The 12,280-nt window shown below is 67.7% G+C and carries 11 protein-coding genes; 2 read left to right on the top strand and 9 right to left on the bottom strand.

The genetic code is table 11. The annotated features are described in order from the left end of the window. Positions 1 to 72: 72 nt before the first annotated feature. From ACZK45_RS20750 to ACZK45_RS20740, 3 genes are all read right to left on the bottom strand, one after another. Complete coding sequence (locus ACZK45_RS20750) at positions 73 to 603, bottom strand: gamma carbonic anhydrase family protein (protein ID WP_478445195.1); 531 nt, start codon at positions 601 to 603, stop codon at positions 73 to 75. 252 nt (positions 604 to 855) lie between these two features. Continuing rightward, the gene (mnmG, locus tag ACZK45_RS20745) at positions 856 to 2,745 is read right to left on the bottom strand and encodes a tRNA uridine-5-carboxymethylaminomethyl(34) synthesis enzyme MnmG (protein ID WP_478445194.1); all 1,890 of its coding nucleotides are present in this window, start codon (positions 2,743 to 2,745) and stop codon (positions 856 to 858) included. 549 nt (positions 2,746 to 3,294) lie between these two features. After that, the gene (locus tag ACZK45_RS20740; protein WP_180837668.1) at positions 3,295 to 3,780 is read right to left on the bottom strand and encodes a hypothetical protein; all 486 of its coding nucleotides are present in this window, start codon (positions 3,778 to 3,780) and stop codon (positions 3,295 to 3,297) included. 159 nt (positions 3,781 to 3,939) lie between these two features. On the opposite strand from ACZK45_RS20740, the gene ACZK45_RS20735 reads away from it, so the two are divergent. Both ACZK45_RS20735 and ACZK45_RS20730 read left to right on the top strand, forming a co-directional pair. After that, entirely contained in the window at positions 3,940 to 4,902 is a 963-nt protein-coding gene (locus ACZK45_RS20735; protein WP_049400864.1) for a pyridoxal-phosphate dependent enzyme, read from the top strand. Then, positions 4,887 to 5,531: a YdcF family protein gene (locus tag ACZK45_RS20730; protein WP_032127185.1), complete on the top strand. Its 645-nt coding sequence runs from the start codon at positions 4,887 to 4,889 to the stop codon at positions 5,529 to 5,531. The genes ACZK45_RS20735 and ACZK45_RS20730 overlap by 16 nt, the downstream gene beginning before the upstream one ends. A 256-nt stretch (positions 5,532 to 5,787) precedes the next feature. On the opposite strand, the gene bioC is transcribed toward ACZK45_RS20730, so the two are convergent. From bioC to ACZK45_RS20700, 6 genes are all read right to left on the bottom strand, one after another. Further along, a complete protein-coding gene (gene bioC / locus ACZK45_RS20725) occupies positions 5,788 to 6,672 on the bottom strand; it encodes a malonyl-ACP O-methyltransferase BioC (protein ID WP_478445193.1) in 885 nt (294 codons plus the stop codon). A 12-nt stretch (positions 6,673 to 6,684) separates the two neighbouring features. Further along, positions 6,685 to 7,464: an SDR family oxidoreductase gene (locus ACZK45_RS20720; protein ID WP_478445192.1), complete on the bottom strand. Its 780-nt coding sequence runs from the start codon at positions 7,462 to 7,464 to the stop codon at positions 6,685 to 6,687. 29 nt (positions 7,465 to 7,493) lie between these two features. Next, positions 7,494 to 8,273 (bottom strand): pimeloyl-ACP methyl ester esterase BioH, encoded by a 780-nt coding sequence (gene bioH, locus ACZK45_RS20715; protein WP_478445191.1) that lies wholly within the window; start codon positions 8,271 to 8,273, stop codon positions 7,494 to 7,496. A gap of 17 nt (positions 8,274 to 8,290) precedes the next feature. Continuing rightward, positions 8,291 to 9,514, bottom strand: coding sequence for an 8-amino-7-oxononanoate synthase (bioF, locus tag ACZK45_RS20710; RefSeq protein WP_125895472.1), 1,224 nt, complete (start codon positions 9,512 to 9,514; stop codon positions 8,291 to 8,293). A 67-nt stretch (positions 9,515 to 9,581) separates the two neighbouring features. Next, on the bottom strand, positions 9,582 to 10,625 hold the full coding sequence (gene bioB, locus ACZK45_RS20705; protein ID WP_253144141.1) for a biotin synthase BioB: 1,044 nt from the start codon (positions 10,623 to 10,625) through the stop codon (positions 9,582 to 9,584). Positions 10,626 to 10,783: 158 nt separating this feature from the next. Then, complete coding sequence (locus ACZK45_RS20700; protein WP_478445190.1) at positions 10,784 to 12,190, bottom strand: hypothetical protein; 1,407 nt, start codon at positions 12,188 to 12,190, stop codon at positions 10,784 to 10,786. Positions 12,191 to 12,280: the final 90 nt, after the last annotated feature.

The raw sequence follows: 12,280 nt of genomic DNA, 5'->3' as shown, positions 1-12,280 counted from the left end.
ACAGGCATGGGGGTCTCGACAGGTCCTGGTCGGGCCAAGACTTTAGCAGAGCCGCATGGCAGCGTCGGGGGCTCAGCCCCGGTATTCGTCCTTCAGCCGCACGTAGTGGTCGGCCGAGTAATGCAGCGCCTCGATCTCCTTGTCACTGAGCGTGCGTGCCGGTCGTGCAGGGTTGCCGACCCACAGCTCGCCTTCGCCCACCACCTTGCCGGGGCCGATCACCGCACCGGCGCCGACGAAGCCATGGCGCTCCACGCGGGCGCCATCGAGGATGCAGGCGCCCATGCCGATCAGGCTGTAATCGCCGATCGTGCAGGCATGGATGATGCAGCCGTGGCCGACGGTCACGCCTTCGCCGATCAGGGTCGGGTAGCCGGCCTTGTTGTACGGGCTGTGGTGGCTGACGTGGATGATGGTGCCGTCCTGCACGTTGGTGCGTGCACCGATACGCACATGGTTGACGTCGCCGCGGATGACCGTGCCCGGCCACACCGACACGTCATCGGCCAGATCCACGTCGCCGATGATGGTGCAGGCCGGATCGATGTACACGCGTTCGCCGAGGACGGGCATCTTGTCGCGGAAGGGGCGCAGCGGGTTCATCGAAGTCTCCGGAAATCAGGGCGTTCACGACGATGATACCTGCGTGGTCTGCACGCCGCGCGCGCACCGCAGGGTAGTGCCGGCCGCTGGCCAACCTCAAGGTCATGTCTGGAGTTCTGCGGTTGCCGGCCAGCGGCCGGCACTACCCGCTACGGTTCGTAGCTGTAGCCGATGCTGTATGCGGAACAGCGGATCGCGCGCAGCATTGCAGTAGATCCACGCCATGCGTGGATGGCATCTATCGCGCTCGTGTTATGCCACGCGTCCCCGGCGTGCGCGCTCCAGATGCACCAGCAGCAGCGAGATCGCTGCCGGGGTCATGCCCGGAATGCGCTGTGCCTGGCCGATGGTCTGCGGGCGTACGCGCTCCAGCTTCTGCAGCGCTTCGGCCGACAGCCCGCGCACCGTCGCGTAATCGAAGGCTTCAGCGATCGGCGTGGCTTCGTGCCGCTGCTGGCGCTCGATCTCCTCGCGCTGGCGGTCAAGGTAGCCGGCGTACTTCACGCCGATCTCCACCTGCTCGGCGACCTTGCCATCAGCCACCGCCGGGCCCAGCGAGGGCACCTGCATCAGCTTGGCGTAATCCAGCTCGGGGCGCTTGATCAGGTCCAGCACATTGGTCTCGCGGCTGACCGCCACGCCCAGCGTCTCGTTCACTTCGCGGCCCAGTGCATTGGCCGGGGTTGCCCACAGCGCACCCAGGCGTGCGCGCTCGGCAGCGACGGCGGCCTGCTTGGTCTCGAACGCGCTCCAGCGGCGATCATCCACCAGGCCCATTTCGCGGCCGGTCGGGGTCAGGCGCTGGTCGGCATTGTCCTCGCGCAGCTGCAGGCGGTACTCGGCGCGGCTGGTGAACATGCGGTACGGCTCGTTGGTGCCGTGGGTGATCAGGTCATCCACCAGCACGCCCAGGTAGGCCTCGTCGCGACGCGGGCACCAGCCGTCCAGCCCGCGCACCTGGCGTGCGGCGTTGAGGCCGGCCAGCAGGCCCTGCGCGGCGGCTTCTTCATAGCCGGTGGTGCCGTTGATCTGGCCGGCGAAGAACAGGCCGTTGACCAGCTTGGTCTCCAGCGAGGCCTTCAGCCCGCGCGGGTCGAAGAAGTCGTACTCGATCGCGTAGCCGGGGCGGGTGATGTGTGCGTTCTCGAAGCCACGGATGCTGCGCACCATCTCCAGCTGCACGTCGAACGGCAGCGAGGTGGAGATGCCGTTGGGGTAGATCTCGACGATGCCCAGGCCTTCGGGTTCGACGAAGATCTGGTGGCTGGCCTTCTCGGCGAAGCGCACCACCTTGTCCTCGATGGACGGGCAGTAGCGCGGGCCGATGCCTTCGATCTGGCCGCTGTACAGCGGCGAACGGTGCAGCGCGTCGCGGATGATCTGATGGGTCTGTTCGGTGGTGTGGGTGATCCAGCAGCTGACCTGCTGCGGATGCTCGTCCACCGAGCCGAGGAAGGACATCACCGGCCGCGGCGAATCGCCGGGCTGCTCGTCCATCACGCTGTAGTCCAGCGAGCGGCCATCGATGCGCGGCGGCGTGCCGGTCTTCAGGCGGTCCACCTGGAACGGGCGCTCGCGCAGCCGCGCGGCCAGTGTGGTGGCCGGCGGGTCGCCCATGCGGCCGGCGGCGTACTGGGTCGGGCCGACATGGATCTTGCCGGCCAGGAAGGTGCCGGCGGTCAGCACCACGGCCTCGGCATCGAAGCGCAGCCCGGTCTGGGTGATGACCCCGCGCACGGCGTCGCCTTCGATGACCAGGTCGTCCACGGCGGCCTGGAACACGGTCAGGTTGGCCTGGCCTTCGACGATGGCGCGGATCGCCATGCGGTACAGGTTGCGGTCGGCCTGGCAGCGGGTGGCGCGCACGGCCGGGCCCTTGGAGGCATTGAGCGTGCGCCACTGGATGCCGGCGCGGTCGGCGGCATGCGCCATCGCACCGCCCAGCGCGTCGATCTCCTTGACCAGGTGGCCCTTGCCGATGCCGCCGATGGCCGGGTTGCAGCTCATCGCACCCACCGTTTCGATGTTGTGGGTCAGCAGCAGGGTGCGCACGCCGGTGCGGGCCGCGGCCAGCGCGGCTTCGGTGCCGGCGTGGCCACCGCCGATGACGATGACGTCGTAATGATGGAAGGACGGGTTCATGGGGGGCTGTTCAGCTGGGGGCGGGCGCGGCCGGAGGCGGCGCCGGGGTGGCGATTTTAGCGCCATTCGGGGCCGGGACGTCGCCGCCGGCCGGCCAGCGCCGAAATCAGCCCTAAAGTTGGCAGGATTTTTGCAGATAACCCAATAGCACCCACCGTGGCTGGCGCCGTAGGCGCCCGTGACCGGAATTGGAACAGGGGCCGGTACAGGCGCACGGTGGGGGAGCAGAGGGCCGGCAGTCGGGGGACTGTCCGGCCCTGTTTTTTTGCGGCTGTCGGGAAGGCGCCATCCACGCATGGCGTGGAGCTACTGACGCTGGGGCCCTCGGCGGTTGGCGACCCAACAAAACAAACGGCCCCGCATTGCGGGGCCGTCTGTCTTCAGAGGTGCCGACATCCGACAGGGCCGGAACAGGGGGGATCCAGATGTTCCTGTCGGATATCGACGTAGAGCTTTTTGCGGCGGCCCGTGTCGTTTTTGTCACTTTGTGACGTGGGCCGTCACTGTCCGCGTAGATTGCGGCTTAGACCGTGTGAAATGCAAGACGGTTCAGCGCTCAACTGTGCGCTGCGTCGCACGATCCATGTTGCGCCAAGGGGAACCGTTCATCCTCGGCGCACTCGGTGCCGGTGTCGGACGGGTCTGCGGCGGGGGCGCCGACGGCTGGGCGTTCGATTGCGGCGGGCGGCGCATGGAGTCCATGTTCCGCCACGGCGAACCCCCGTTGTACGACGGACGCGACGGCGGCGGCGGACGGTGCTCGCCGCCATTGCCCGGACGCGGCGGCGGGCGGTGGTTGTGCGGCGGACGGTAGATCGGGCGCGAGTAATACGGGTTGCCGTAGCCGCCGTAGTAGCCGCCATAGCCACCGTAGTAGGGGCCGTAGTTGTAGGGATAGCCGGCCGGGTAGCGGTATTCCACCGACGGCGCACCGTGGTAGTAGCTGCCGCTGCGGCCGCCGCCGACATAGTCGTAGGTGGTGCAGCCGGTCAGGGCCAGCAACAGGCCACCGGCAAGCATCAGGCGCATTTTCATGGTGGGTCCCCCCAGAGGACGGGTGTGCAGTCAGCTTCGGGCGCAAGCGTTGAATCGGCCCTTAATTCCGCCGGCCAGGATGAATGGAGGCGTAGGGCTGCATGCTGGCATGACCTGTGTCCCGGTCGCCAGCGCGGGGGCATACGTTAATCTTGCGTCATGAGCGATTCACTGTTGCCCCGCGCCGACGACGTCCTGCTTGCTGCCGCGAGGATCGCCCCGCATGCCAGCGTGACCCCGGTGCTGCGCTCGCACACGCTCGATGCGCTGGCCGGGGCACAGCTGGCGTTCAAGGCCGAGCACCTGCAGCGTGGTGGTGCGTTCAAGTTCCGCGGTGCCTGCAACGCGGTGTGGTCGCTGGAGGCTGATTCCGCCAGTGCCGGCGTGGTCACCCACTCCTCCGGCAATCACGGCGCCGCGCTGGCGCTGGCCGCACGCACCCGTGGCATTCCCTGTCACGTGGTGGTGCCGGAAGGTGCGGTGGCGGCCAAGCTGGCCAATATTGCGCGCCATGGCGCCACGCTCTGGCACTGCCCGCCGACCATTGCCGACCGTGAGGCCACCTGCGCCAAGGTGCAGGCCGACACCGGCGCGACCCTGGTGCATCCCTATACGAATCCGGCGGTGATGGCCGGGCAGGGCACCGCCGCCCTGGAACTGCTGCACAGCGACGGCCCGTTCGACGTCCTGGTGGTACCGGTGGGCGGCGGCGGCCTCGCCAGCGGCACTGCGCTGGCGCTGCAGCACGCCAGCCCGCAGACCCGTCTGGTGCTGGCCGAGCCGGCCGGTGCCGACGATACCGCGCGCTCGCTGGCCGCTGGCGAGCGCCAGGACGCGTTCACCCCGGACACGATCTGTGATGGCCTGCGTACCCTGATCGGCGCGCCCAATTTCGAACTGCTGCGCGCGGCCGGTGCCGAGGTGATCGTGGTCGATGACGCGGCGACGATGGCCGCGATGCGCCTGCTGTGGGAGGTGCTCAAGCAGGTGGTCGAGCCGTCCTCGGCCACCGTGCTGGCTGCGGTGCTGGCGCAGCCGCAACGTTTCGCCGGACTGCGCGTGGGCCTGGTGCTGTCCGGCGGCAACGTCGACCTGCCAGCGCTGCGCTGGGGCGCGCCGTGAGCCGCGACCGGCAGCGGCCTCGCACCGGCCTGCTGGGCTGGCTGTGGCGGCTGTTTGTCCTGCTGGTGATCTGGCTGCTGGGCGTGACTGCCTGGATCGTCTGGGTCGGCGAGCGTGACCAGGCCGCCAAGGCCGACGCCATCATCGTGCTGGGTGCGGCCGCCTATGACGCCAAACCGTCACCGGTGTTCGAAGAGCGTATCCGGCATGGGCTGGACCTCTACGAGGCCCAGTACGCGCCGCTGCTGATCTTCACCGGCGGCTACGGTGGCACCGGTGCGCGTTTTTCCGAATCGCAGGTGGCGCGGCGTTATGCGCTGAAACATGGCGTGCCGGACGATGCGATCCTGATCGAAACCGCCTCGCGCAATACCGTGCAGAACCTGGTTGAAGCCAAGCGGCTGATGGACCAGCGCGACCTGCACCGGGTGATCATCGTCAGCGATCCGCTGCACATGGCGCGCGCGCTGCGCCTGAGCAAGGCGCTGGGCATCGATGCGCTGGCCTCGTCCACGCCCAGCACGCGCTTCCGCAGCTTCCACACCAGCTGGCGCTTCCTGGTGCAGGAAATCTATTTCTTCCACCGCGACCTGGTGCGCCCGCCGCTGAGTTCGCCGGCCAATACCTGAGGGTGCCGCTGCGCTCGCCGGGCATGGCCCGGCGCTACCCGGTTCACGTGCCGGCCCATACCCGCCTTTGGTAGGTGCCGACCTTGGTCGGCACACTGCTGGCGGCACCGCGATCTGATGGGGTGTGCCAACCAAGGTTGGCACCTACCAGAGCGATTCGCGTGCGGTGTGGAATGCGTTAGTGCCGGCCGCTGGCCGGCAGATGCCCAGCATGGAATCATGAAGTTGCCCGCCAGCGGCCGGCACTACCGGACGATCAGGTCTGCTTGCGCCGGATCGGAATCGCCGACACCGGCACCGATGCCACGTCATGCCCACCTTCGCGGATCGGCGCGCCCGGGTCCGGTGCCCAGGCGTGGGCATAGATCACCTCCCAACTGCTCGGCAGCTTGCCGTCGGCGCGGCGCATCGGCTCGTAGGCGGCCGCAGCAGCAGCGAAGCGGCCACGCCCGGTCAGCGTGTGGCGGCGGTCGACGCGAGCATTGGTCGCGCCCATCGCACGCAGCTCGCGCATCAGTGACGGCAGATCGTCGTAGGTCAGGGTGAACAGATCGCGGTCCAGCACCGGGTCGCGGAAGCCGGCCATCATCAGCGCATCGCCGAACTGGGCGATCTGCGCGAAGCGGCTCACGTGCGGGCGGTCATCGGCAGCGGCGAATGCTTCGTTGAGTTCGATCAGGGTTTCCGGGCCGAAGGTGGAACACACCAGCAGGCCACCTGGCTTGAGCACACGGCGGAACCCGGCGAACACCGCCGGCAGGTCGTCCACCCACTGCAGGCACAGGTTGCTGAAGATCACGTCCACGCTGTTGTCGGCCAGCGGCAGCGCGGCGGCATCACCGCACAGGCGCTGGAACGGCTTCCACCAGCCGGCCTGGCGCTTGGCCTGGTCCAGCATCGGCAGCGCCACGTCCAGCGCGATCACCTGCGCCTTCGGCCAGCGCTTCTTCATCAACGCGCTGGCATGGCCGGTGCCGGCACCGATGTCCAGCACCACCTCGGGCTTGCGTGCCTCCAGGTAGTCCAGCGATTCGATCAGCCGCGACTGCACTTCGCGCTGCAGGGCGGCGGCGGCGTCGTAGCCGTTGGCGGCACGGGCGAACGCGCGGCGGACGTGGCGGGCATCGAAGTGGGACGGCATTGCGAAAGTCTCTTAGAACGTACCAGGGTAGGCGCCGCCGTCGATCAGCAGGTTCTGCCCGGTGAGGTAACCGGCCTGTGCACTGCACAGGAAGGCGCAGGCGGCGCCGAATTCGTCGGGTGTGCCGAAGCGGCCGGCGGGGATCTGCTGGCGGCGGCGTTCGGCCACTTCGCCGGCGTCGCCGTCCTTGCCCGCACTGTGGGCGAAGTTGGCGCGCAGCCGGTCGGTGTCGAACTGGCCGGGCAGCAGGTTGTTGATGGTGACGTTGTGGGCCACGGTGCGGCGCGACAGGCCGGCGACGAAACCGGTCAGGCCACTGCGCGCGCCGTTGGACAGCGCCAGGATGTCGATCGGGGCTTTCACCGCCGACGAGGTGATGTTGACGATACGGCCGAAGCCGCGCGCGATCATCGCGTCGACGGTGGCGCGGATCAGCGCGATCGGCGCCAGCATGTTGGCGTCCAGCGCGGCAATCCAGTCATCGCGCTCGAAATTGCGGAAATCACCGGGCGGCGGGCCACCGGCGTTGTTGACCAGGATGTCCAACTGCGGGCACGCGGCCAGCGCCGCGGCACGGCCGGCCTCGGTGGTGACGTCGGCGGCGACCGCGCGCACCTCGGCAGCGCCGGGCAGGGCACGCAGTTCTTCAGCGGCGGCCTGCAGGGCGGCTTCGCCGCGGGCCACGATCACCACGTTGACGCCTTCACGCACCAGCGCACGCGCGCAGCCCAGGCCCAGCCCCTTGCTTGCGCCGCAGACCAGTGCCCAGCGGCCATTGATACCCAGATCCATGCGTCAATCCTGCGGAATTCGGAAGGCGCTCATTGTCCGCCATCGGCCGGTGACAGGCCGGCAACGAAGTGTTGCAGGGCGGCGGCGACCTCGTCGGCATGGCCGAGGAAGGGCGCATGGCCGCCGTGGGCGATGGTCAGCGCCTGCCCGCCCGGGGCCAGTGCCGCGGCGGCCTGCATCGCCGCCGGAGATACCAGCCGGTCGCGTTGGCCGGCGATCCACAGGCTGGGCCTGCCCAGCGTCGGCAGCGCGCCGCGCAGATCGGTGCTTTCCAGCAGGCGCAGGCCCTCCAGCAGCGCGCGTTCGGTGGGCGCACCGCGCTCGACCAGGCGCTGGCGCAGCGTGCGCAGCTCCTCGCGGGCGTGTGCCGAGCCCATCACATCCAGCGCCAGGAAGCGCTCCAGGGTGCCACCGAAGTCGCTGGCCAGCTCGCGCCCGAACTGTTCGAACACCGCCGGTTCCACCGCGTGCGGCCAGTCTTCGCCACGCACGAAGCGCGGCGTGGCCGCGATCATCGCCAGCCCGCGCACCTTTGGCAGCGTCGCGGCAGCATGCAGCGCGAACAGGCCGCCCAGCGACCAGCCGCACCACACCGCCGGCGGCGTGGCCGCAGCAATGGCATTGACCACGAACGGCAGGCGCAGCGGCGTGGTGTCCTCGCGGCTGTGGCCATGGCCGGGCAGGTCTACCAGGTGCAGGGTGAACTGGTCCGCCAGGCGCTGCACCAGTGGTGCGAACACACCGCCCTGCAGGGCCCAGCCGTGGATCAGAACCAGGTCCGGCCCACGGCCGGTCACTTCAATATGCATGGGCAACGACACGGAACTCAGGCAAAAGCGGGCAGCGGCGGTGGCGCGGCTTCACGCACGGCCAGGGTCACGCGGTCGCGCGCGCTGGCGATGGCCTCCACCAGGCCGCGCACCTGTTCCGGCGTATGCAGTGCGGACAGGGTGACGCGCAAGCGTGCCTTGCCTTCCGGCACCGTCGGTGGGCGGATTGCGCCGACCAGCCAGCCGGCCTGTTCCAGCGTCGTGGACATCGCCACGGCGGTATGATCATCACCACATAGCAGCGGCTGGATCGGCGTTTCCGAAGCCATCAGGTCCAGGCCGTGGCGACGTGCTTCACTGCGGAACAGCGCGATCAGGTCGGTCAGTTTGGTGCGGCGCCAGTGGTCGCGGCGCGCCAGTCGCACTGCTTCAAGCGCCGCAGCGGCCATCGCCGGTGGCACGGCGGTGGTGTAGATGTACGGGCGCGCGGTTTCGGCCAGATGCTCGATCAGGTCGTCACGGCCCAGTACCAGTGCACCGGAACCGCCCAGTGCCTTGCCCAGCGTGACCAGTTGCAGCGGTACGTCGTCCACGCCCAGCCCGGCGGCGGCCACGGCACCACGGCCATCACCGACCACGCCCACGCCGTGCGCGTCATCGACGTAGAACAGCGCCTGCTGCAGGCGTGCCACAAGCGACAATGCACGCAGCGGTGCGATGTCGCCATCCATGCTGAAGACACCATCGGTGGCCAGCATCGCCGCGCCATCGGGCGCGTGCTTGAGCTGACGCATCGCGCCTTCTGCATCCAGATGCGGATAGCGGCGCAGGCGTGCACCGGCCAACCGCGTCGCATCGAGCAGGCTGGCGTGGTTGAGCTTGTCCTGCACGCAGACATCGTTCTCTTCGCTCAGCAATGCCTGCTGCACCGCCAGGTTGGCGGCGAAGCCACTGCCGAACAGCAGCGCACGCGGATAGCCCAGCCACTCGGCCACTTCGCGTTCAAGTGCCTCGTGCAGGGCGTGGTGGCCGCAGACCAGGTGCGAGGCACCAGCGCCAGCACCTTCGCGCGCGGCAGCATCCTGCAGCGCATTGACCACGCTGAACTGCTGGGCCAGGCCCAGGTAGTCGTTGCTGCAGAAGCCGGTCAGCCACTGGCCGTCCACTTCCAGGCGCACGCCATCACGACGGCTGACCGTGCGTCGCGGGCGGCGACGGCCTTGGGCATCGCGCAGGGCGCGTTGGGCGTGGAGGCGGGCAGTCAGGTCGGGGCGGGCCATGGTGGCTGAATGCGACGACGGGGCGGCTAGGGTAGCGCGTTGCCGCGACGCCTGCTTGCGGCCCGTCTCAGGCCGCGTGAGCGCAGCCACAGCCGGGCGTATCGGCACTGATATCGGCGTGCACGGTGCCGCCGTGGTCGTGGCCCTCGGCATCCACCTGCACCGCCATCGGCTGCAGTCCCAGCCGCGCGAACAGCGCCAGGTCACGCTCGCTTTCCGGGTTGCCGGTGGTCAGCAGCTTGTCGCCATAGAAGATCGAGTTGGCACCGGCCAGGAAGCACAGCGCCTGCAGTTCATCGCTCATCGCCTCGCGACCGGCCGACAGCCGCACCATCGAGCGCGGCATGACGATGCGTGCCACCGCGATCATGCGCACGAACTCGAACGGGTCCAGTTCGGCGCTGCCATGCAGCGGCGTGCCCGCCACCTGCACCAGCTTGTTGATCGGTACCGAATCGGGATGCGCCGGCAACGTGGCCAGCGCCAGCAGCAGACCAACACGCTGCGCGCGCGTCTCGCCCATGCCGACGATGCCGCCGCAGCAGGTCTTCAGGCCGGCATCGCGCACGTGCTCCAGCGTGTCCAGGCGGTCCTGGTACTGGCGCGTGTGGATGATCGAATCGTAGTAGTCCGGCGCGGTATCGAGGTTGTGGTTGTAGTAGTCCAGGCCGGCGTCCTTCAGCGCACGCGCCTGCTCGCCGCTGAGCATGCCCAGCGTGGCGCAGGTCTCCAGTCCCAGCGCCTTCACCCCGGCGATCATCGCCGCCACCTTCGGGATGTCGCGGTCCTTCGGCGAACGCCATGCGGCGCCCATGCAGAAGCGCGACGCACCAGCGGCCTTGGCCTGGCGTGCCTTGGCCAGCACCGCGTCGGTTTCCATCAGCTTCTGCGCGTTCACGCCGGTGTTGTAGCGCTGCGCCTGCGGGCAGTACGCGCAGTCTTCCGGGCAGCCGCCGGTCTTCACCGACAGCAGCGTGGAAACCTGCACCTGCGACGGGTCGAAGTGCTCGCGATGGACCGCTGCGGCGCGGAACAGCAGCTCGGGGAACGGCAGATCGAACAGCGCCTGCAGTTCGTCGTGTTGCCAGTCGTGGCGGATGGCAGCAGCCATGGCGGGACCTTGGGTACGAGTGGAGCGAGGGCGGCAGTGTGGGTGGGCGTGCGCAGGCTGTCAACAATATTCATGTTCACATGGTTTACAGTGTTTGCACTCCGGGCGATCCCGCCCGGAGCGTTGCTTCTGTCGTCGAGCGCGAAAAGTGATCGGCATCAAGGCGTGTGCGGTGTTTCGCTGATCAACGCGGTCACCTTGCCGAGGATGAAGGGACCGTCATCGAAGTAGCCGTGGCCCCAACCTTCGCGCTGGTCGGCATTGAGGTCATCAAGGGTCCACCAGCTCACCGCGCTTTTTCCCTTCCGGGCGAAGAACGCCTGGCAGGCCGAGATGTCTGCCCACGCCGCAGAGTTGCGATAGACGTTCTCCCGGGTGAAGAAGCGCTCCATGCCGAGCAGAGGCTCATCGGCAGCATCTTCGAAGATGTTGGACACGATGTAGAGCAGCGAACCGGGAAAGAACAGTGAGCGCTCGTTGGCTTCGTCGGCATCCTTCATCGCCAATTGCCGGAACCTCCCGATTCGGTCCTCGTGCTTCGAGATGGCACGCGCGAACCGACGACACGTCACCGCAGGCGCTTCGAGAATAAGGTCGAACGTCAGATCCGGAAGGATCTGCGCTGCCTGGTCCAACAGCTCGCACAGGAAGATGCTGCCGGCGCTGTGGCCGACGAGCGTGATGCGGGGAACAGAGGCTTCGGACTGCAACTGCCTGTGCAGCTCGCGCAGGAATCTGACGCCACCCGATGCCGGGCCGTCGAATGAATCCTGTGCATCCTTCTTCATGGGATTCCACCAGCCGATGCGCCCCACGTCATCGAGATAGAACTCTCGCAGTACTTCTTCCACGATCACGGCGGAGACGGCACCTGGCCGGCCCCGGCCACTGTGCTGGCGTTGCCATACGCGCATCACCAGTCTGGCCACCTTGATGGCCAGCGCGATCCAGTTCAATGCTACGGCCTTGTTGGGTGACGGAGTGCCAAACAGTTCCATTGCCGTGCGCTCGTTGACGATGGCCGCGTGTTCGGCTGGCGGTTCATGTGCCAGCATCTTGTTTACGGGCGTCAGCGTCGCCTCCCTGTAATCCTCCCGGGCCTCGGCAAGGGCCTGGTTCACCTCGGGATCTTCAGCGAACTCCTGTGCGAGATCTGCCGAAAGGCTTTCCTCGTCGGGTGGCGCGGCGTTGAGGATCTTCATGCCGGGCGTGAATGCCTGTTCACCGCCGAGCTTTTCCAGGATCTTGTCCTGGACTTTCCTGAAGAGCAGTTTGGCGAGTACTGCACCCAGGATCTCGCCCAGGTTGTTCAACGGAGCTTCGATGTCACCCGTTTCCCAGATGAAGAACAAGGGGTAGGCCTGTGCCCGCACATAGGGGTCATGCAGGGTTTCTGCGATGCGCCGTCCACGCTTCTGCGAAACGCGGCCGCCATGTACATGGATGACGATTCCGGAAGGTGACCTGGCCTGCAGCGCGCGACCGACAATCCGGCGAAGGTCTGATTCCTGCAACGTGCCATCACGAAGATGGATGATGTGATCCAGCGGGTCGTAGGCATTCATCTCACACTCCATTGTCATTGAGGATGTCGAGAACGAAGCAATTCACGCAGATGTCGGCACGCAGGTGCTGGCAAGCGCTACCGCGATGAC

This window comes from Stenotrophomonas sp. 63632_Sma (genome assembly GCF_056482875.1).
Note: the sequence above shows the minus strand (reverse complement) of the source record. Positions and strands in the feature narration are given on the sequence as shown.

Coding starts and splice junctions, on each gene's coding strand:
- bioF (WP_125895472.1), bottom strand. CDS start 9,514: ATGGCCCGCCCCGACCTGACTGCCCGCCTCCACGCCCAACGCGCCCTG.
- mnmG (WP_478445194.1), bottom strand. CDS start 2,745: ATGAACCCGTCCTTCCATCATTACGACGTCATCGTCATCGGCGGTGGC.
- ACZK45_RS20735 (WP_049400864.1), top strand. CDS start 3,940: ATGAGCGATTCACTGTTGCCCCGCGCCGACGACGTCCTGCTTGCTGCC.
- ACZK45_RS20700 (WP_478445190.1), bottom strand. CDS start 12,190: ATGAATGCCTACGACCCGCTGGATCACATCATCCATCTTCGTGATGGC.
- ACZK45_RS20740 (WP_180837668.1), bottom strand. CDS start 3,780: ATGAAAATGCGCCTGATGCTTGCCGGTGGCCTGTTGCTGGCCCTGACC.
- ACZK45_RS20720 (WP_478445192.1), bottom strand. CDS start 7,464: ATGGATCTGGGTATCAATGGCCGCTGGGCACTGGTCTGCGGCGCAAGC.
- bioH (WP_478445191.1), bottom strand. CDS start 8,273: ATGCATATTGAAGTGACCGGCCGTGGGCCGGACCTGGTTCTGATCCAC.
- ACZK45_RS20750 (WP_478445195.1), bottom strand. CDS start 603: ATGAACCCGCTGCGCCCCTTCCGCGACAAGATGCCCGTCCTCGGCGAA.
- bioB (WP_253144141.1), bottom strand. CDS start 10,625: ATGGCTGCTGCCATCCGCCACGACTGGCAACACGACGAACTGCAGGCG.
- bioC (WP_478445193.1), bottom strand. CDS start 6,672: ATGCCGTCCCACTTCGATGCCCGCCACGTCCGCCGCGCGTTCGCCCGT.